We start from the raw sequence: 18,681 nt of genomic DNA, 5'->3' as shown, positions 1-18,681 counted from the left end.
ATGAAAAGCCAACCCGATGCCGCCAGCCGTTCGGCGGCCGAGGTCGTCACGCAGCTTCCCGTGCCTTCGCGGCTCGGCATGCTGCGTTTCGAAAGGCTCAACGAAGCCAGCTGGGCCATGCTGTACCTGGACCCCGCCTGCGAACGCCAGTTCGGCCTGCCCGCCGCCGAGCTCTGCGCCCTGATCGGCGCGCCCTACGCCAGCCTCATGGAACCGGAAGCGCGCTACACGCTGCATGACGAGATCCAACTGCAACTGGCCCGACGCAACCATTACCGGGTCCGCTACACCCTGCATACCAACGGGGTGGCCCTGCGCATGCTGGAGGTCGGTGAAGGCTACCGCCAGCACAATCGCCAGTTGCTGCGCGGCTACCTCACGGTGCTGGACGATCAGCAGGACGACAGCCCTACCCCAGTCGCCGACGACCTCGAATCACGCAACAGCCGCCTGCAGCTGGCCCTGCAATTGAACCAGCGTGCCCAGCAGGAGCAGCTCGAGCACCTGGAGCGCGTGCGCGCCCAGCAGGACCTGATCCTGCGCCTGGCCCGGCAGCGCTATAGCGCCGACAATTCGCTGCAGGAGGCCGCGGAGCTGATTACCCGCAGCGCCTGCGAGATCTACAAGGTCGACTGCGCTAGCCTCTGGTACCTCGACGAACAGCGGCTGGAGCCGATCAGTGCCTGGCGCAGCCAAGACCAACGCCACCACCTGCCGGACGCCATTGACGCCAGCCGCTTCCCCGATTACCTCGACGCCCTGCACGCCAGCCGCGCCATCGACGCCCATAACGCCAGCCAAGACCCGCGCACCCGGGAAATGGCCGAAAGCCTGTACCCCTCCGCCAACAATGCCATGCTCGATGCCAGCATCCGTGTCGACGGGCAGGTGGTCGGCGTGCTCTGCCTGGAGCAGACAGGCACGGCCCGCGTCTGGCAGTCCGATGAGATCGCCTTTGCCGGCGAGCTGGCCGACCAGGTGGCCCAGGTCATCACCAACCACAACCGACGCACCGCCACCAGCGCCCTGCACCTGTTCCAGCGGGCCGTGGAACAAAGTGCCAGCGCCTTCCTGCTGGTCAACCGCGACGGCGTGGTGGAATACGTCAACCCAAGCTTCACCGCCATCACCCAATACAGCACCGATGAAGTGCAAGGCCGTCACCTGGGCGAGCTGCCAGCGCTGGAAAACCTCAGCGAGCTGCTGTTCGACTCCTCTTCCAGCCTGGCCATGGGCAACAGCTGGCAGGGTGAATTCAGAAGCCGGCGCAAGAGCCTGGAGCCCTACTGGGGGCAACTGTCGATCTCCAAGGTGTTCGGCGACAACCGCGAGCTGACCCACTACATCGGCATCTACGAAGACATCACCCAGACCAAGCTGGCGCAGCAGCGTATCGAGCGCCTGGCCTATACCGACAACCTGACCAACCTGGGCAATCGCCCGTCGTTCATCCGCAGCCTCGACGAGCGTTTCGCCCGCGAAGGGGCGATTCCCATCTGCCTGCTGCTGGTGGACATCGACAATTTCAAGCGGATCAATGACAGCCTGGGCCACCAGACCGGCGACAAGCTGCTGGTCAGCCTGGCCCGGCGCCTGCGCAACAGCCTGGGCGGCGGTGACGTGCTGGCGCGCTTTGCCAGCAACGAGTTCGCCGTGCTGCTCGACGACACCACCCTGGAAGCCGGCCAGCAGGTCGCACTGCAATTGCTGCGCACCCTCGACAAGCCCATGTTCGTCGACAACCAGCTGATCAACGTCACCGCCTCTGTCGGCCTGGCCTGCGCGCCGCTGCACGGCAGCGACCCGCAGAGCCTGATGAAGAACGCAGGCCTTGCCCTGCACAAGGCCAAGGCCAACGGCAAGCACCAGGTGCAGGTGTTCACCGAAGTGCTCAACGCCGAGGCCAGCTACAAGCTGTTCGTCGAGAACAACCTGCGCCGGGCGCTGGCCCAGAACGAGCTGGAGGTCTTCTACCAGCCCAAGCTGTGTCTGCGCAGTGGGCGCCTGCTAGGCCTGGAGGCGCTGCTGCGCTGGAATCACCCCGAGCGCGGCATGATCCGCCCGGACCAGTTCATCAGCGTGGCCGAGGAAACCGGCCTGATCATCCCCATCGGCAAATGGGTGGTACGCCAGGCCTGCCGCATGAGCCAGCAGCTGCGCAGCGCTGGCGTGGGCAACCTGCACGTGGCGATCAACCTCTCGCCCAAACAGTTCTCTGACCCCGATCTGGTGAGCTCGATCGGCACCATCCTGCGCGAAGAAGCGCTGCCGCCGCATTTGCTGGAGCTGGAACTGACCGAGGGCCTGCTGCTGGAGGCCACCGAGGACACCCACCGCCAGCTCGACGAACTCAAGGCCCTGGGCCTGATGCTGGCGATGGACGATTTCGGCACCGGCTATTCGTCGCTGAGCTACCTGAAGAAGTTTCCGATCGACATCATCAAGATCGACCGCAGCTTCATCAACGAGATCCCCGACAACCAGGACGACATGGAGATCACGTCGGCGGTGGTGGCCATGGCCCACAACCTCAAGCTCAAGGTGGTCGCCGAGGGCATCGAAACCGCCGAACAGCTGGCCTTCCTGCGTCGGCACCGCTGCGATGTCGGCCAGGGCTACCTGTTCGACCGGCCAATCCCGGGGCGCGAGCTGGTCGCCAGGCTGCGGCGCTATCCGCGTGGCCCGGTGGCCTGACAGACGCGCAAGTCTCGGGCACTATAGAACTCATTCGGGCCCTATCGCGGGACAAGCCCGCTCCCACAGGGTCATGCACAATTCCTGTGGGAGCGGGCTTGTCCCGCGATAGGGCCATCACTCTCTCTCCAAATCCACAGAGGAACGGCCATGGTCCTGCGTTCGGAAATCCTGGTGAACAAAAACGTCATGCCCACTGCGGAACAGGCCTTGCCTGGCCGCGAAACGCCAATGGCCTTGCCCGAGTTCCACTACGTCTTCAAGGAGACCCCGCTGCTGGGCCCCTTCTTCGAAGGCGACATCGATTTCGCCATCTTCGGCCTGGGCTGCTTCTGGGGTGCCGAGCGCCGCTTCTGGCAGCGCGAAGGGGTGGTCAGCACCGTGGTCGGCTACGCGGGCGGTTTCACCCCCAACCCCACCTATGAAGAAGTCTGCTCGGGCCTGACCGGCCACACCGAAGTGGTGCTGGTGGTGTTCGACAAGAACAAAGTGAGTTACCGCGAGCTGCTGGCGATGTTCTGGGAACTGCACAACCCGACCCAGGGCATGCGCCAGGGCAACGACATCGGCACCCAGTACCGCTCGGCGATCTACTGCACCAGCCCCGAGCAACTGGAGCAGGCCAAGGCCAGCCGTGACGCCTTCCAACAAGAGCTGAGCAAGGCCGGCTTCGGTGAGATCACCACTGAGATCGACCAAGCCCCAACCGTGTATTTCGCCGAGGCCTACCACCAGCAGTACCTGGCCAAGAACCCCGACGGCTACTGCGGCATCGCCGGTACCGGCGTATGCCTGCCACCCAGCCTGCAAGGCAACTGAGGACCAGCCATGGCGACAATGACCCTGTTCCACTCGCCCCTCTCGCCGTTCGTGCGCAAGGTGATGGTCGTGCTGCACGAGACCGGGCAGCTCGAGCGCGTTGCTCTGCAGGCGGTCAATGTGAGCCCGGTGAGCGGCGACGAGCAGCTCAACCAAGGCAACCCGATCGGCAAGATCCCGGCCTTGCGCCTGGAAGACGGCACCGTGCTGCACGATAGCCGGGTGATCTGCGAGTACCTCGACCTGCAGCACGTCGGCAACCCCATGATCCCTCGCGAGGGCTCGGCGCGCTGGCGTCGCCTGACCCTGGCCTCCCAGGCCGATGCGATCATGGATGCGGCGGTCTCGACCCGCTACGAGACCTTCCTGCGCCCCGAAGACAAGCGCTGGGAAGGCTGGGTGCAGGCCCAGAGCGAGAAGATCCGTCGTAGCCTGGCCAACCTGGAGCAGGAGCATCTGGCCGAACTCGCCTCCACCTTCGACATCGCGGCCATCGGCGTGGCCTGCGCGCTGGGCTACCTGGACTTGCGCCAACCGCAGTTCGGCTGGCGCGAGCAACAGCCTGGCCTGGCGGCCTGGTATGCCGAGGTGGCCAAGCGGCCGTCGATGGCCGCTACGCAACCGGTGGCTTGACCCATCCTGATCGCCGGCAAGCCGGCTCCCACAGGAGCTCGGCCTGCACCCTCCCAGTGGGAGCCGGCTTGCCGGCGATCGAGATCACACATTCGTCTGCAGCGAACAAACAGCGAGGCGATCATGGACGCCAGCCATCGTCCCTTTTCCCGATCCTCCCTCATGCCTCCCTCCCCACCCGCGCCCAATCCAGCCGGCGGGTCAGCACCATGAACAGCCCAAGCAGGCCAAAGCACAGCAGCGAGCCCATCAGCAGCGCATAGTCTTCGGCGCCGAGCAGGCCATAGAGCAATGCGTACAGCACCGCCAACCCCGCCGCGAACCCGACGCCCCGCCATAGGCTGCCCAGCACATGGCTCAGGTAGAAGCCGATCAGCAGCACACAGGCCGAGGCCGATACCCCATAGGCCAGGTCAAAGCCCAGGTGCTCGGACAACGACAGCAGCAACAGATAGAAGAACGCCAACGCCACGCCCACCAAGGCGTACTGCACAGGATGGACGCTAAAGCCCTTGAGTACTTCGAAGAGGAAGAACCCGGCAAAAGTCAGGGCGATGAACAGCAGAGCGTACTTGATCGCCCGCTCGCTCTTGAGGTACTGGTCCACCGGGTCGACGAAGCTCACACCAAAGGCACGCTCGTCGAAGCCTGCGCATTGCACTTGGCTAACGCATTGGCGCACGGCGTCTTCGAGGTTGGTGGCGAAAAAGCTGGTCTGCCAATGGGCCTTGAAACCTTGCCCATCGATCTCCCGGCGGCTGGGCAGGTAATTGCCGATGAAGCTTGGGTGTGGCCAGTTGGCGCGGATGTCCACGCTGCTGCTGCGGCCCACCGGCACCACATGCAGCTGGCCGGTGCCCTGCAAGGCGAGGTCGAAGCCATAACTGAATTCACCCGCCTTGCCTGCAGCGAGCATCGGCAACCGCGCGTGTACCCCGCCGCCCAGCCAGTCCAGGCCAGTACCCGGCTCGAACGGCAAATGCCGGTCGCCCAGGTTCAGCTGCGGGGCATTTTCGATGCCGCGGATATCGCTGATGCCCACCACCAGGTAAGGCGTGTCGAAACGGTAGTCGTCGAAGTCTTTCTCGATGCCCCAGCGCTCGGGGAGCTTGAAGCGGCCAGCGACCCGGCTGCGGGCGTGGAACAGACGGGCCTGGTAGATGCTTCGGGCACGCAGCTCGGTGTCGGCCTCTATAGCGGCGTCGAAGGTGTCCGGCAGGAAATACAGCTGGCCGGTGACCGTGCTGGTTTCCTGAAGGCGTTGGCCGTCCTTTTCGATCCAACGACGCTCGTACTTGCGGTACGGCACCACCAGCAGGGGGCCACTGAGCCGTTGGGCGAAGCTCGAGCTTGCGGCAATGTCCTGGATCACGCTGTCGCGCAGGGCCTGACGCTCGGCAATCAGGCCACTGATCATCAGCAGGGGGATCAACAGCAGCACGGTCAGCAAGGTGATCGTGGCGAGCTTGAAACTCAGGGTTTTGGTCATGGGTGGGCGCTCCGTTTGCGGTGGGCGCAGTGTGGAGCGGGGGTGTGGAGGGCTTGTGGAGACAAGATGGAGATTGGGTGTAGTTGGGGCTGCTAGGCAACCCTTTCGCGGCACAAGGCCGCTCCTACAGGTACAGGCAGGTTGTGGGTGTTGGTGTGGGAGTGGGCTTGTCCCGCGATTGGGCCCTCGAAGTCAGTCGATTCTGCGTGCCGGCAACCACAATCGCACGCGCACGCCACCCTCGACGTTGTCCACCTCCAACGCGCCGCCATGCAGCTGCATCACCTCGGCGACGAAGTTCAGCCCCAACCCCGTGCTCTTGCGCCCGCTGCCCGGTCTTGGCAACGAGTAGAACCGTTCGCTGACGCGCCCGATGGCGTAATCGGGAATCGCCTCCCCCTGGTTGAACACGCTCAAGGCCACCCGTTCCCCCTCGTGCGCCAGCTCGAACAACAACGCCCCGCCTTGCGGGGTGAAGTCCAGCGCGTTGTCCAGCAGGTTGGCCAGGGCCTGGCGCATCAAGAACGGATCGCACAACAAGCGTAGGCCCGCCGGCACCCGCTGGCGCACTTGCAGGCCAGCAGCTTCGATACGTGCGGTGTGGGCCAGCAGCAGTTCATCGACCAACGCAGCCAAGGCCACCTGTTGCTCATCCTCCAGCGCCTGCATCTGCTCGACGCGGGCCAGGTTAAGCAGGCGCTCGATCATCTGCTGCAAGCGCCCGCTCTCACGCTCGATATTGCCGGCGAATCGCGCTCTTTGTTCAGCCGGCATGTCGCCCTGCAGCAGCTCGGATGCGCCGCGGATCGCCGCCAAGGGGCTCTTGAGTTCATGGGTCAGGGTATGCACATAGCGCTCGACATAGGCCTTGCCTTCGAGCTGGGTGCGCATGCGTTCCACCGCCGTAGCCAACTGCCCGAGCTCGCCGCCCTTGTAATGCGGCAACGCGGCGCGCTGGCCCTCGCTGACCGCCTGGGCGTAGCGGGTCAGGCGACGTAGCGAGCGGGCCAGCCACCAGGACAGCGCAGCGCCTACCAGCAAGCCCAGGCCTATCAGCCCCAGGCCGAGGTTCAGCAGGCGCCGCTCGGCACGGTCGATGTAGGGTTGCAACGAGCTGTTGGGCTTGGCCACCGTCACCACGCCGATGATCCTGCCCTCATCGAGGATCGGCGCGGCGACGTGCATCACCGAGGTGCTTTCGTCATCCGGGTCGCTGCGGGTGGAGCGGGCGCCATATTGGCCGCGCAGGGTCAGGTAGACGTCGTTCCAGCGCGAATAGTCCTTGCCCAGGCCCTGGCCGCTCGAATCGAGCAGCACGGTACCCTTGGCATCGGTAACGTAGATGCGGTGGCTGACCTGGTTCTTCGCCAGCCCCCAAATCTGGGCCCCCGGCCTGCGCTCGCCATAGGACGCCAATACCTGGGGCAGGCGCCCCTGGTTCAAGGTACCGGCCTTCACATCGTCGCGCAGGATCTCCGCCAGCAGGTTGGCGGTGTCCACCAGGGTTTCTTCGGAAGACTGGCGCACCACCGGACGGATCTGTTCGCGTACGGTGTTGAGCAGGAAATAGCCAGACAACCCGACGAACAGGAAATACACCAGGAAGATGCGGATGCCCAGGCGCATCAGGCGTGGTCCGGGCTGTAGCTGTAGCCAAGCCCTCGGTGGGTCTGGATCGGCTCGGCGTCGGCGGCGACCTGACGCAGCTTGGCACGCAGGCTCTTGATGTGGCTGTCGATGGTGCGCTCGTAACCCGCGTCGGAGGGCACGCCCACGGCATCGAGCAATTGCTCGCGGCTGAACACCCGTCGAGGCTGTTCCAGCAGGCACTGCAGCAGGCGAAACTCGTGTCGGGTCAGGGCCAGCGGCTGCGCACGATAGCTGATTTGCATGCTCAGGGTGTCGACCTGGAATGGCGCCGCCAGGGACTCCACACGCGGGGCCATGCGCTTGAGGATCGCCCGCACCCGCGCCGCCACTTCACGGGGGCTGAACGGTTTGACCACATAATCGTCCGCGCCGATCTCCAGGCCCACCACCCGGTCGATCTCGGCGTCACGGGCGCTGAGGAACATCACCGGAACCTCGGTGAAACGGCGCAGTTGGCGGCACGTCTCGAAGCCACTGATGTCCGGCAAGCCGATATCGAGGATCACCAGGTCCGCCGGGCGCGCGCGCTGCTGCTCGATAGCCGCGCTGCCGAGGGTCACCCATTCGGTGCTATGGCCGTCGGCCTGCAGGGCGTAGACCAGCGTGTCGGCGATGGCGGATTCGTCTTCGACGATGAGGATGTGCGGCATGGCGTCCGGCCTTGCAGATAGCGAAGCTGGACATATAGGCAACTTTCAAACAGGGCGCAATCCCTGTAGGAGCGGCCTTGTGCCGCGAAAGGGCTGCAAGGCAGCCCCAGCGATATCGACGCGACGCCGAAATTTTGGGGCTGCTATGCAGCCCTTTCGCGGCACAAGGCCGCTCCTACAGGGGGGCTGCGTCGCGTTCGGATCAGCAGTCTGGCTTGCCCGCGGTGAACTTGCGCGCCGGGTTCACGGCGGCCTTGAATTCACGCAGGGCCTTGGAGCCGATCAGCAACGGGTAGTTGAAGCTGCTGCGGTCGGTCAGGTTGACCTCCACGGTGCGCTTCACATCGCCCAGGCACAGTTCCAGGTCGACCACCGGGCGCTTGGTGATTTCCGGTTCCTCACCCTCGTCTTCTTCGTCGGCGCGGTTCTTGATCTTGCTGATGCGCGCCACCTTGTGTTCATAGACCTTGTCACCGGCATCCTTGGTGGCCAGGCGGAAACGCACCCAGTCCTCACCGTCGCGGGTGAAGCGTTCGATGTCCTTGGCCGACAGCGACGCGGTCAGGGCGCCGGTGTCCATCTTGGCCTTGAAGGTTTCGCCGATTTCCGGCACGCCAATGTATTCGTAGCGGCCATAGAGAATCGGTTCGGCAGCCATCACGGGAAGGCTGAGCAGTGACAACAGGGCAAGCATCGATTTCACAGGTTACGCTTCCTTGAGGTGGGGCAGTACTTAGACCGCGCGAGCACGATAGGTTCGTTGTCACAGCTTATCCAACATAATGTGAAACATTTGTCCCCAGGATCGGACATTGGACATTTGGCGTAGGGCCATGCCCCACTTATCATTGCCAACCGCTTTTATCTGACAACAAGAGTCCTTTTATGCGTCGCCTGCTGACCGGCATTCTCACCACCGTCCTGCTGCTGCTCAACACCCTCGTGCTGATCGGCCCGCTGATGGTGTTCGCCCTGCTCAAACTGGTTCTGCCGGGCCGTGGCCGCGACTACGCTTCCTGGGCGGTGATGTGGATCGCCGAGACCTGGTCTGAAATCGACAAGGCGATCTTCGCCTTGTGCATCCCGACCCAATGGGACATTCGCGGTATCGAGAAGCTGCGCCAGGACACCTCCTACCTGTGCGTGAGCAACCACCAGAGCTGGGTCGACATTCCAGCGCTGATCGAAAGCCTCAACCGCCGGGTGCCGTTCTTCAAATTCTTCCTGAAGAAAGAGCTGATCTGGGTGCCCCTGCTGGGCCTGGCCTGGTGGGCCTTGGATTACCCCTTCATGAAGCGCTACAGCAAGGCGTTCCTGGACAAGCACCCTGAGCTCAAGGGCAAAGACCTGGAAATCACCAAGGCGGCCTGCGAACTGTTCAAACGCCAGCCGGTCACCGTGGTCAACTACCTCGAAGGCACGCGCTTCAGCGAAGCCAAGCGCCAGGCCCAACAATCGCCCTACCAGCACCTGCTCAAGCCCAAGGCCGGCGGTGTCGCCTTCGTGCTTGCAGCGCTCGGCGAGCAACTCGATGCCTTGCTGGACGTCACCATCGTCTACCCGGGCGACAAGGCGCCGGGGTTCTGGGACCTGCTCAATGGCAGCATCAGCCGGGTGATCATCGACATCCGTGTGCGTGAGCTCGACCCGGCGCTGTGTGCGGGCGACTACGAGAATGATCCTGAGTTTCGCCAGAGGGTACAGACCTGGGTGAACCAGCTATGGTTGGATAAAGACCAGCGGATTGCGCAACTGCGCACAGAGCTGCGCTGAGTTCATCCGTTTACATCGCCTGAGCGGCCCAATCGCGGGACAAGCCCGCTCCCACAGGCTCGGCGGAGCATCTGTGGGAGCGGGTTTGTCCCGCGATTGAGCCCTTAAAAGCCCCGCCAATTGCCGATTAAAATCCAGATTTATAATCGACATTAGCAACTCTTTGTTTGTCATCACCCACCCTGGCGGATAAAAATCGATCAACGCACAACTACAAAAATGCCTGGATCGATCGATGGCCAAACAACCTTGCAACGCTGCCGAGGCAGCTCCCCAACTTCGCCGCGTCCTGGGGCTTCCCGCCCTGGTGTTCTTCGGCCTGGTGTACATGGTCCCGCTGACCATCTTCACCACCTACGGCATCGTCACCGAGATCACCGGTGGCCGTACCGCCGGCGCCTATCTCGTGACCCTGCTGGCGATGCTGTTCACCGCCACGTCCTATAGCTTCATGGTCAAGCGCTTCCCGGTCGCAGGCTCGGCATACTCCTACACCAACATGGCCTTCGGGCCGAATGTCGGCTTCCTCGCCGGCTGGTCGCTGCTGCTCGACTACCTGTTCATCCCGATGATCAACTACCTGCTCATCGGCCTGTTCCTGAACATCGCCTTCCCTGCCATACCGGCCTGGGTCATCATCCTGGCTTCGATCGCCCTGGTGACCGTGCTCAACGTGGTCGGCATCCATTCGGTGGCCAAGGCCAGCAACCTGATCGTCGGCGCGCAGATCGTCTTCATCGGCGTGTTCGTGGCGCTGTCCTGCCAATCCCTGGCCGGCCAGCCGGTGGACCTGCTCTCGCCGCTGTTGGGCGATGGCAGCCAGCCGGGCTTCGGCCACCTGATGGCCGGTGCGGCGGTACTGTGCCTGTCGTTCCTGGGCTTCGACGCGGTGTCCACCCTGGCGGAAGAAACCCGGGATGCGCGCCGCGACGTGCCGCGGGCGATCATCCTCACCACACTGGGCGCAGGCCTGCTGTTCACCCTGTTGGCCTACATCAGCCAACTGGTGCTGCCGGGCAGCACGTTCGCCAACGCCGATGCCGCGGCGAACGAAGTGATGTTCAAGGCCGGCGGCCAGTTCCTGGCCAATTTCTTCACCGCCGCCTTCGTCGCCGGCAGCCTGGGCTCGGCCCTGGCTTCCCAGGCCGCCGTGTCGCGCATCCTCTACACCATGGGCCGCGACAAGGTGCTGCCGCAGCGTACCTTCGGCAAGCTGTCGCCACGCTTCGGAACCCCGGTGTTCGCCATTGTGCTGGTGTCGGCCTTCTCGTTGCTGGCCTTGGTCATCGACCTCGCCACCCTCGCCTCGCTGATCAGCTTCGGCGCGCTGGTGGCCTTCTCTGCGGTGAACCTGGCGGTGGTGCGCACGCACCTGGTCGATGAACGCACCCATCGCAACCTCAAGGGCCTGTTGTGCTATGGGGCGGTGCCGCTGGTGGGCCTGGGCCTGACCCTGTGGCTGTGGACCAGCCTCTCGGCGCTCACCCTGGTGATCGGCCTGTGCTGGTTCGCCGTGGGCCTGGCCTACCTGGCGGTGCTCACCGCCGGCTTCCGCCGGCCCGTGCGCCTGGTGGACTTCTCCGAAACCGCCTGACGCCGGACACCCTCCTGTAGGAGCGGCCTTGCGCCGCGAAGGGGTCGCGTAGCGGCCCCAGGGTTTCAACGTGGGAAATACCGTTTGGGGCCGCTTAGCGGCCCTTTCGCGGCGCAAGGCCGCTCCTACAGGTAATCGTGTCAGACCGAAGGCACGGCCGCCGGTGCCGGGGTCGCCCACAGGCTGCCCAGGTTCTGCAACAGCGAGCCGGCGATGCCTTGCTGGCCCAGGTACTGGAGGATCAGCGGGGCGAACTGACCGATCATGCCGGTGTCCATCCCCAGCAGCTTGAAGGCGTTGTCCAGGTCGCTGCGGTTCTCGACGTTGCCCAGGGCGTTCCCCAGGGGCGAGGCGTTCTGGCTGTTCTGGCCGAGCAGCGCGCCCAGGCCACTCAAACCGCCCAGAGCGTTGGCGCCGGAGAGCAGGTCCAGGCCGGGCACCGCCTGGGTCAGCTGGCCGTAGTCGGTCTCACTCAGGTTGTTGCGCGCCAGCCCCAGCATCGCACCTGCGCCACCAATGGCCTGTTCAGGGGTGATGTTCAGCTCGCTGCCCAAGGTATTGAGCAGGTTGGCCTGGGCGGCCGGGGCCTGCACTTGCCCCTGCTGGTTGGAATTCTGGTTCTGCATCGCCGACACAGCATTGGCCGCATCGCTCAGGTTGTAGGCGAACACCGGGCTTGCAGCCAGGGTCATCAGGGTTGCCAGGGTAAGCGCTTTCATCGGGGGAGGACCTCGTCGGCCGGGATGGCCTGGGAAACGAGGCATTTGACTGGACAAACGGGGGAATGTTCCGGCCAGCCATCGGGGCCAATCGCTGGACGAGCCTGCTCCCACAGGGGGCGCGCACTCATGGCGCCTGGGAAGAAAAAAGCCCCTCGATTCGAGGGGCCCTTTCAGTCGCGGGTTACGCCGCACCCCACATCTTGTGCGGGTCGATCACGAACTTCTTCGGCACACCTGCATCGAACTCGCCGTAGCCTTGCGGCGCCTGGTCCAGGTTGATCACCTGCACGCCAACCACCTCGGCGATGTTGATACGGTCCCACATGATCGCCTGCATCAGCTGGCGGTTGTACTTCATGGTCGGGGTCTGGCCGGTATGGAAGCTGTGCGATTTCGCCCAGCCCAGGCCGAAGCGGATGCTCAGCGCGCCGATCTTGGCTGCGGCATCCACCGCGCCTGGGTCTTCGGTCACGTACAGGCCCGGGATACCGATGTTGCCGGCAACGCGGGTGACTTGCATCAGCGAGTTCAGCACGGTGGCCGGCGCTTCATGCTTGGCACCTTCATGGCCGTGGCCACGGGCTTCGAAGCCGACGGCGTCGATGGCGCAGTCCACTTCCGGCTCGCCGAGGATGTCGACGATCTGCTCGTGCAGCGGGGTGTCCTTGGACAGATCGACCACTTCGAAGCCCTGGGCCTTGGCATGGGCCAGGCGGGCCGGGTTGAGGTCGCCAACGATGACGCAGGCTGCACCCAGCAGGCGAGCCGAGGCAGCGGCTGCCAGGCCGACCGGGCCGGCACCGGCCACGTAGACGGTGCTGCCTGGGCCTACACCGGCAGTCACGGCACCGTGGTAGCCGGTCGGCAGGATGTCGGACAGGCAGGTCAGGTCACGGATTTTCTCCATGGCCTTGTCGCGCTCTGGCAGTTTCAGCAGGTTGAAGTCAGCGTATGGCACCAGCACGTATTCGGCCTGGCCGCCGGTCCAGTCGCCCATATCGACGTAGCCGTAGGCACCGCCGGCGCGAGCCGGGTTGACGGTGAGGCAGACACCGGTGTGCATTTCTTTACAGGAGCGGCAGCGACCGCAGGCGACGTTGAACGGTACCGACACCAGATCGCCGATCTGCATGCGCTCGACGTCGCGGCCCTTCTCGACGATTTCACCGGTGATTTCGTGGCCAAGAACCAGGCCAACCTGGGCAGTAGTACGGCCGCGGACCATGTGCTGGTCGGAGCCGCAGATGTTGGTGGAGACCACCTTGAGGATCACGCCGTGCTCGATCTTCTTGCCGCGTGGGTCCTGCATTTTGGGGTAGTCGATCTTCTGGACCTCGACCTTGCCAGCGCCGAGATACACCACTCCACGATTACCAGACATGCTCTTACCTCGCTCGTTTTCTACTTATTGCAGCGGTGGTGGAAGCGCCACCCCTCATGGGTGGCATGTGTTACTGGAATGGCGGGAATTGTGGGCCTGTCTGGTGATATCGCGGTGACTGGAAACGACAGGGGGTTGCCTGTTAACGGCAGGATAAAAGTGATGGGCCCACTCGCGGGACAAGCCCGCTCCCACAGGGTGGCGGTGAACCCTGTGGAAGCGGGCTTGTCCCACGATTGCGTCAGTCAGAGCACGACCGTGCGATTGGCGTTGAGGAACACCCGCCGCTCGATGTGGTACCCCACCGCACGCGCCAGGGTCAGGCACTCGATGTCACGGCCCTTGGCGATCAGGTCTTCGGGGTAGTGGCTGTGGTCCACCACCTCGACGCCCTGGGCGATGATCGGCCCTTCATCGAGGTCATTGTTGATGTAGTGCGCCGTGGCGCCGACCATTTTCACGCCCTTGTTGTAGGCCTGGTGGTAGGGCTTGGCGCCCTTGAAGCCCGGCAGCAGGGAGTGGTGGATGTTGATCGCCCAGCCATCCAGGCGACGGCACAGCTCGGGCGACAGCACCTGCATGTAGCGGGCGAGGATCACCAGCTCGGCGCCGGTCTCCTCGATCACCTGCAGCACTTTGCGCTCCTGGGCTGGCTTGTCTTTCGGATCCAGGGGGAAGTGGTAGTACGGAATCTTGTGCCACTGGGCCAGGGGTTCGAGGTCCGGGTGGTTGGACACCACCGCCACCACGTCCATGCCCAGCTGGCCGATGCGCTGGCGATACAGCAGGTCGTTCAGGCAATGGTCGGCCTTGGACACCATGATCACCACCTTGGGGCGGTGATTCGGCGCGGTCAGCTCGAAGGCCATGCCGAACGCATCGCTGCGCTCGGCGAGGCCGGCGCGGAAGCCGGCTTCGTCGAAATCGTCCGGCTGGCGGAACTCGACGCGGATGAAGAACCGCCCCGACAGCCGGTCATCGAAGGAGTGATGCTCCGTCACGTAGCAGCGCTGCTCGTAGAGGTAACGCGTGACCACATCGACGGTGCCGAGCATGCTCGGGCAGTCGGCGGTGAGAATCCAAGTGTCCGGTGCCCGACTCATGCGTGTTCTCCTTATGCTTCGATGGACAGACCGTATTCAGCCGACGCGTCCTGCAGCCACAGCCACCAGTAGTCAGCGAAGCTGCGGCGAATCACCAGCTCCCAGGTGTCCTCGGCGGTGCGGCGAATTACCAGTTGCGACTTGGCGAACACGGTGCCGACGGCCTTGCCGACCGGGAAGTTGTTCGGGTGTACATCATAGCTGGTGGATTTCATCAGCACGTCGCGCACGTTCGGGCCGCGCAGTTCGAGCAGGGTCTGCCCGCCGCTGATGTTGACCACCTGGATGTGCTGGCCTTCGAGGGCTGCACGCAGCTTCTGCTCGACAGCCAGCTCCTGGCCGCCAGGAACGATCAGCAGCCACTCGTCGGGGCCGACCCATTGCAGCGACATCTCGGCGTTGGCGACGACGGTCAGGGCGACCGGCAGCTCCAGGCCCAGCGCCTTTTTCACGCCAGCGGCGAATGCCGCATCGTGGCCATCGCCACGGAGGGTCAGGTGACCCAGGAACTTGTGCTCACGCAGGGTGACGCCTGCGTTCTTGCGGCCCTTGCCGACCAGGCTGGCCAGGTCGGCATGGTGCAGCGGCGACTCGGCCCGGGCGTTGGAGCCGGGGTTTTGCTGGAAGACGTTGATTACGCTCATTTCTTACCTGCCTTGAATTCTGTTGGTCAGAGCGACACAGCCTCTGGGGAACCTACTGCCTGTGGTGGCCTTGCCGGCCTCATCGCTGGCAATCCAGCTCCCACAGGGACAGCGTCAGCCTTTAGACCTGCATCGTTCCTGTGGGAGCCGGCTTGCCGGCTCGCCACAGGACGGAGTCAGACGTTCTGCCGCTCACCCTTCGGATCGAAGAACACCGAAGACACGATTTCGGCCTCGATCACGCTGCCGTCAGCCTGCGGCGAGTAGACACGCTCGCCCATGCGCTTGAGGCCGCCCTTGACCACACCCATGGCGAACGAATAGCCCAGGGAGTTGGAGGCATAGCTCGAGGTCACGTGACCGACCATGTCCATCGGGATCGGCTGGTTCGGGTCGAACACCAGCTGGGCGCCCTCGGGCAGCCACTTGGTCGGGTCGACAGGCTTGAGGCCGACCAGTTGCTTGCGATCTTCACGCAGGCAGTCCGAACGGGTCATGCCGCGTGCGCCGATCCAGGAGAACGGCTTGTTGCGACCGACACACCAGCCCATGTTGAGGTCGTCCGGGTTCATCGAGCCGTCGGTGTCCTGACCGACGATGATGAAGCCCTTCTCGGCGCGCAGCACGTGCATGGTCTCGGTGCCGTACGGGGTCAGGTTGTACTTCTTGCCCGCCTCGACGATCTGCTCCAGCACGCCCATGGCGTAGTTGGCCTGGACGTTGATCTCGTACGACAGCTCACCGGTGAACGAGATACGGAACACCCGCGCCGGCACGCCGCCGACCAGGCCTTCCTTCCAGCTCATGAACGGGAAGGCTTCCTTGTCCAGGTCGATGTCGGTCAGCTCGGCCAGCAGCTTGCGGCTGTTGGGGCCCGACAGGGTCATGGTGGCCCAGTGGTCGGTCACGGAGGTGAAGTACACCTTCAGGTCCGGCCATTCGGTCTGGTGGTACAGCTCCAGCCACTGCAATACGCGGGCAGCGCCGCCGGTGGTGGTGGTCATGATGAAGTGGTTGTCGCCGACGCAGGCGGTCACGCCGTCGTCGAAGACCATGCCGTCTTCCTTGCACATCAGGCCGTAGCGGGCCTTGCCCACATCGAGCTTGGTCCAGGCGTTGGTGTACACGCGGTTGAGGAACTCGCGGGCATCCGGCCCCTGGATGTCGATCTTGCCCAGGGTCGAGGCGTCGAGCAGACCAACGCTGTCGCGCACTGCCTTGCACTCACGCTCTACCGCGGCATGGATATCTTCGCCGGCTTTCGGGAAGTACCAAGGACGCTTCCATTGGCCGACGTCTTCGAACTCGGCGCCGTTCTTCAGGTGCCAGGCGTGCAGCGCGGTGAAGCGCACGGGCTCGAACAGGTGGCCACAGTGACGACCTGCTACGGCACCGAAGGTGACCGGCGTGTAGTTGGGGCGGAACATGGTGGTACCCATCTGCGGGATGGTGATACCCATCGAACGGGCGGCGATGGCCAGGCCGTTGATGTTGCCCAGTTTGCCCTGGTCGGTACCGAAGCCCAGCGCGGTGTAGCGCTTGACGTGCTCGACCGACTCGAAGCCTTCGCGAGTAGCCAGCTCGATGGCCGCTGCGGTGACGTCGTTCTGCTGGTCGACGAACTGCTTCGGCGCACGGGCGGTGCCCTTGTCGTGCGGCACCTGGAACAGGGCCAGGGTCGCTTCTTCCTTGCGTGCAACGACCTTCGGCAGAGTGCCGGTGGTGGCCTTGAAGCCCGCTTCGGTCGCGGCCTGGACGCCGCCTTCGAAACCGTCGGCAATCGCGTCACCCAGTGGGTACACGCCATTCACGCCGCCGACGCAGACGCGTTTTTGCGGAGCATCGCCCGGCACGAAGCCGAGGATGTCGTCACGCCAGATCGGACGGCCGCCCAGGTGGGACGCCAGGTGAACCACCGGGCTGTAGCCGCCGGAGGAGCCGATCAGGTCGCACTCGAGCCATTCGCCCGGGCTGGTGACCTTGTGGGCAACGGCGTCGATCGCAGCGACGCGGGCGCCGGTCACGTGCTTGGTGCCCTTGGCCTCGATCACGGCGCTGGAGGTCAGGATGCGGATGCCCTTGGCACGCGCTTCCTCGACCAGCGAGCCGCGTGGGTTGTGGCGCGCATCGGCGATGGCGACCACTTGCAGGCCAGCGTCGTGCCAGTCCAGCGCGGTGCGGTAGGCGTGGTCGTTGTTGGTGGACAGCACCAGCTTGCGGCCCGGGGCCACGCCATAACGGCGCACGTACACCGAGATGGCGCCGGCGAGCATGTTGCCCGGCACGTCGTTGTTGCCGTACACCAGCGGACGCTCGTGGGTACCGGTAGCCAGTACCACACGCTTGGCACGCACACGGTGAACGCGGTGACGAACCTGGCCGATCGGGGCGCGGTCGCCGAGGTGGTCGGTCAGGCGCTCGTGGATGGTCAGGAAGTTGTGGTCGTGGTAGCCGTTGACCGTGGCGCGTGGCAGCAGGGTCACTTCCGGCAGCGACTGCAGCTCGGCGACGACTGCGGCGACCCAGTCGGCGGCGGGTTTGCCGTCGAGGGTTTCGCGGGTGTCGAGCAGGCTGCCACCGAACTCTTCCTGTTCGTCGGCAACGATCACGCGGGCACCGCTACGGCCGGCAGCCAGGGCGGCGGCCAGGCCGGCAGGGCCTGCACCGACGATCAGCACGTCGCAGTGCTGGTTCATGTAGTCGTAGCTGTCCGGGTCGTTCTGCAGCGGTGCACGGCCAAGGCCTGCCGCCTTACGGATGTACTTCTCGTAGGTCATCCAGAACGACTTGGGATACATGAAGGTCTTGTAGTAGAACCCGGGCGGCATCATGCTGCCGCCGACCTTGCCGAGGATGCCCATGACGTCGTTGTTGACGTTCGGCCAGCCGTTGGTGCTGGTGGCTACCAGGCCGGAGTACAGGGCCTGTTGAGTGGCGCGCACGTTCGGCACCTGGGTGGCTTCGCTCGAACCCAGCTGCAGGATGGCGTTCGGCTCTTCCGGGCCGGCCGCGATGATGCCGCGTGGACGCGAGTACTTGAAGCTGCGGCCGACGATATCGACGCCGTTGGCCAGCAGGGCAGCGGCCAGGCTGTCACCGGCATAACCCTGGTAGGTCTTGCCGTTGAAAGTGAAGTTCAGGACCTTGCTGCGGTCGATGCGACCACCGCTGGCGAGGCGATAGACCTGGCTCATACTTTTTCTCCCTGGCCTTTGACGGCCGACTGCGCGGGGTTCAGCTTGCTGGCGGTGACCTGCGGCTTCTCGCCGATCTTGTAGGTTTCCAGAATTTCGTAGGTCTCGGTGTTACGCGTGACGTTGAAGTACTGGCGGCAGCCGGCGACGTGGTCCCACAGTTCGTGATGGATACCGCGCAGGTTGTCGCGGAAGAACATGTAGGTACCCCATTCCTCGTCGGTGCAGGCGCTAGGGTCCAGCGGGCGGGCGATGTGAGCCTGGCCGGAGGAGTGGAACTCTTCTTCGGAGCGCAGCTCGCCGCAGTGGGGACAGAAAATATGCAACATGACGAA

General features: G+C 64.3%; 15 protein-coding genes. 5 read left to right on the top strand and 10 right to left on the bottom strand.

The window, feature by feature from the left end; translation table 11 throughout:
- From IRZ56_RS05345 to IRZ56_RS05335, 3 genes are all read left to right on the top strand, one after another.
- Nucleotides 1-2,694, top strand: a complete 2,694-nt coding sequence (locus IRZ56_RS05345; protein WP_196143967.1) for a putative bifunctional diguanylate cyclase/phosphodiesterase — start codon at nt 1-3, stop codon at nt 2,692-2,694.
- A gap of 150 nt (nt 2,695-2,844) precedes the next feature.
- Nucleotides 2,845-3,513, top strand: coding sequence for a peptide-methionine (S)-S-oxide reductase MsrA (gene msrA / locus IRZ56_RS05340; protein ID WP_196143966.1), 669 nt, complete (start codon nt 2,845-2,847; stop codon nt 3,511-3,513).
- 9 nt (nt 3,514-3,522) lie between these two features.
- Nucleotides 3,523-4,146: a glutathione S-transferase gene (locus tag IRZ56_RS05335; protein WP_196143965.1), complete on the top strand. Its 624-nt coding sequence runs from the start codon at nt 3,523-3,525 to the stop codon at nt 4,144-4,146.
- Between the two features lie 160 nt (nt 4,147-4,306).
- On the opposite strand, the gene creD is transcribed toward IRZ56_RS05335, so the two are convergent.
- The 4 genes from creD to IRZ56_RS05315 all read right to left on the bottom strand — a co-directional run bounded on the left by creD (nt 4,307) and on the right by IRZ56_RS05315 (nt 8,638).
- On the bottom strand, nt 4,307-5,635 hold the full coding sequence (gene creD / locus IRZ56_RS05330) for a cell envelope integrity protein CreD (RefSeq protein ID WP_196143964.1): 1,329 nt from the start codon (nt 5,633-5,635) through the stop codon (nt 4,307-4,309).
- Nucleotides 5,636-5,827: 192 nt separating this feature from the next.
- On the bottom strand, nt 5,828-7,261 hold the full coding sequence (creC, locus tag IRZ56_RS05325; protein ID WP_196143963.1) for a two-component system sensor histidine kinase CreC: 1,434 nt from the start codon (nt 7,259-7,261) through the stop codon (nt 5,828-5,830).
- On the bottom strand, nt 7,261-7,935 hold the full coding sequence (creB, locus tag IRZ56_RS05320; RefSeq protein ID WP_196143962.1) for a two-component system response regulator CreB: 675 nt from the start codon (nt 7,933-7,935) through the stop codon (nt 7,261-7,263). Before creB ends, creC begins: the two co-directional genes overlap by 1 nt.
- 202 nt (nt 7,936-8,137) lie before the next feature.
- On the bottom strand, nt 8,138-8,638 hold the full coding sequence (locus IRZ56_RS05315; RefSeq protein ID WP_196143961.1) for an ATP-dependent zinc protease: 501 nt from the start codon (nt 8,636-8,638) through the stop codon (nt 8,138-8,140).
- Nucleotides 8,639-8,820: 182 nt separating this feature from the next.
- On the opposite strand from IRZ56_RS05315, the gene IRZ56_RS05310 reads away from it, so the two are divergent.
- Together IRZ56_RS05310 and IRZ56_RS05305 are read left to right on the top strand one after the other, a co-directional pair.
- Nucleotides 8,821-9,708, top strand: coding sequence for an acyltransferase (locus IRZ56_RS05310; RefSeq protein WP_196143960.1), 888 nt, complete (start codon nt 8,821-8,823; stop codon nt 9,706-9,708).
- Between the two features lie 235 nt (nt 9,709-9,943).
- Entirely contained in the window at nt 9,944-11,302 is a 1,359-nt protein-coding gene (locus IRZ56_RS05305) for an APC family permease (protein ID WP_196143959.1), read from the top strand.
- Between the two features lie 140 nt (nt 11,303-11,442).
- On the opposite strand, the gene IRZ56_RS05300 is transcribed toward IRZ56_RS05305, so the two are convergent.
- The 6 genes from IRZ56_RS05300 to IRZ56_RS05275 all read right to left on the bottom strand — a co-directional run bounded on the left by IRZ56_RS05300 (nt 11,443) and on the right by IRZ56_RS05275 (nt 18,675).
- Nucleotides 11,443-12,021, bottom strand: coding sequence for a DUF2780 domain-containing protein (locus IRZ56_RS05300; RefSeq protein WP_196143958.1), 579 nt, complete (start codon nt 12,019-12,021; stop codon nt 11,443-11,445).
- A 184-nt stretch (nt 12,022-12,205) separates the two neighbouring features.
- A complete protein-coding gene (fdhA, locus tag IRZ56_RS05295) occupies nt 12,206-13,405 on the bottom strand; it encodes a formaldehyde dehydrogenase, glutathione-independent (protein WP_196143957.1) in 1,200 nt (399 codons plus the stop codon).
- A gap of 245 nt (nt 13,406-13,650) precedes the next feature.
- Nucleotides 13,651-14,508 carry a formyltetrahydrofolate deformylase gene (purU, locus tag IRZ56_RS05290; protein ID WP_196143956.1) on the bottom strand — a complete coding sequence of 286 codons (858 nt, stop codon included), beginning with the start codon at nt 14,506-14,508 and terminating at the stop codon, nt 13,651-13,653.
- Nucleotides 14,509-14,519: 11 nt separating this feature from the next.
- Nucleotides 14,520-15,152 (bottom strand): sarcosine oxidase subunit gamma, encoded by a 633-nt coding sequence (locus IRZ56_RS05285; RefSeq protein ID WP_196143955.1) that lies wholly within the window; start codon nt 15,150-15,152, stop codon nt 14,520-14,522.
- Between the two features lie 176 nt (nt 15,153-15,328).
- Entirely contained in the window at nt 15,329-18,346 is a 3,018-nt protein-coding gene (locus tag IRZ56_RS05280; protein ID WP_196143954.1) for a sarcosine oxidase subunit alpha, read from the bottom strand.
- The gene (locus tag IRZ56_RS05275; RefSeq protein ID WP_196143953.1) at nt 18,343-18,675 is read right to left on the bottom strand and encodes a sarcosine oxidase subunit delta; all 333 of its coding nucleotides are present in this window, start codon (nt 18,673-18,675) and stop codon (nt 18,343-18,345) included. Before IRZ56_RS05275 ends, IRZ56_RS05280 begins: the two co-directional genes overlap by 4 nt.
- Nucleotides 18,676-18,681 lie beyond the last annotated feature (6 nt).

The sequence above is a fragment of the Pseudomonas guariconensis genome (assembly GCF_015680235.1).
Classification (GTDB): Bacteria; Pseudomonadota; Gammaproteobacteria; order Pseudomonadales; family Pseudomonadaceae; genus Aquipseudomonas; species Aquipseudomonas guariconensis_A.
This window is presented reverse-complemented; position numbering and strand designations above follow the sequence as displayed.

Coding starts and splice junctions, on each gene's coding strand:
- IRZ56_RS05345 (WP_196143967.1), top strand. CDS start 1: ATGAAAAGCCAACCCGATGCCGCCAGCCGTTCGGCGGCCGAGGTCGTC.
- msrA (WP_196143966.1), top strand. CDS start 2,845: ATGGTCCTGCGTTCGGAAATCCTGGTGAACAAAAACGTCATGCCCACT.
- IRZ56_RS05335 (WP_196143965.1), top strand. CDS start 3,523: ATGGCGACAATGACCCTGTTCCACTCGCCCCTCTCGCCGTTCGTGCGC.
- creD (WP_196143964.1), bottom strand. CDS start 5,635: ATGACCAAAACCCTGAGTTTCAAGCTCGCCACGATCACCTTGCTGACC.
- creC (WP_196143963.1), bottom strand. CDS start 7,261: ATGCGCCTGGGCATCCGCATCTTCCTGGTGTATTTCCTGTTCGTCGGG.
- creB (WP_196143962.1), bottom strand. CDS start 7,935: ATGCCGCACATCCTCATCGTCGAAGACGAATCCGCCATCGCCGACACG.
- IRZ56_RS05310 (WP_196143960.1), top strand. CDS start 8,821: ATGCGTCGCCTGCTGACCGGCATTCTCACCACCGTCCTGCTGCTGCTC.
- IRZ56_RS05305 (WP_196143959.1), top strand. CDS start 9,944: ATGGCCAAACAACCTTGCAACGCTGCCGAGGCAGCTCCCCAACTTCGC.
- IRZ56_RS05300 (WP_196143958.1), bottom strand. CDS start 12,021: ATGAAAGCGCTTACCCTGGCAACCCTGATGACCCTGGCTGCAAGCCCG.
- fdhA (WP_196143957.1), bottom strand. CDS start 13,405: ATGTCTGGTAATCGTGGAGTGGTGTATCTCGGCGCTGGCAAGGTCGAG.
- purU (WP_196143956.1), bottom strand. CDS start 14,508: ATGAGTCGGGCACCGGACACTTGGATTCTCACCGCCGACTGCCCGAGC.
- IRZ56_RS05285 (WP_196143955.1), bottom strand. CDS start 15,152: ATGAGCGTAATCAACGTCTTCCAGCAAAACCCCGGCTCCAACGCCCGG.
- IRZ56_RS05280 (WP_196143954.1), bottom strand. CDS start 18,346: ATGAGCCAGGTCTATCGCCTCGCCAGCGGTGGTCGCATCGACCGCAGC.
- IRZ56_RS05275 (WP_196143953.1), bottom strand. CDS start 18,675: ATGTTGCATATTTTCTGTCCCCACTGCGGCGAGCTGCGCTCCGAAGAA.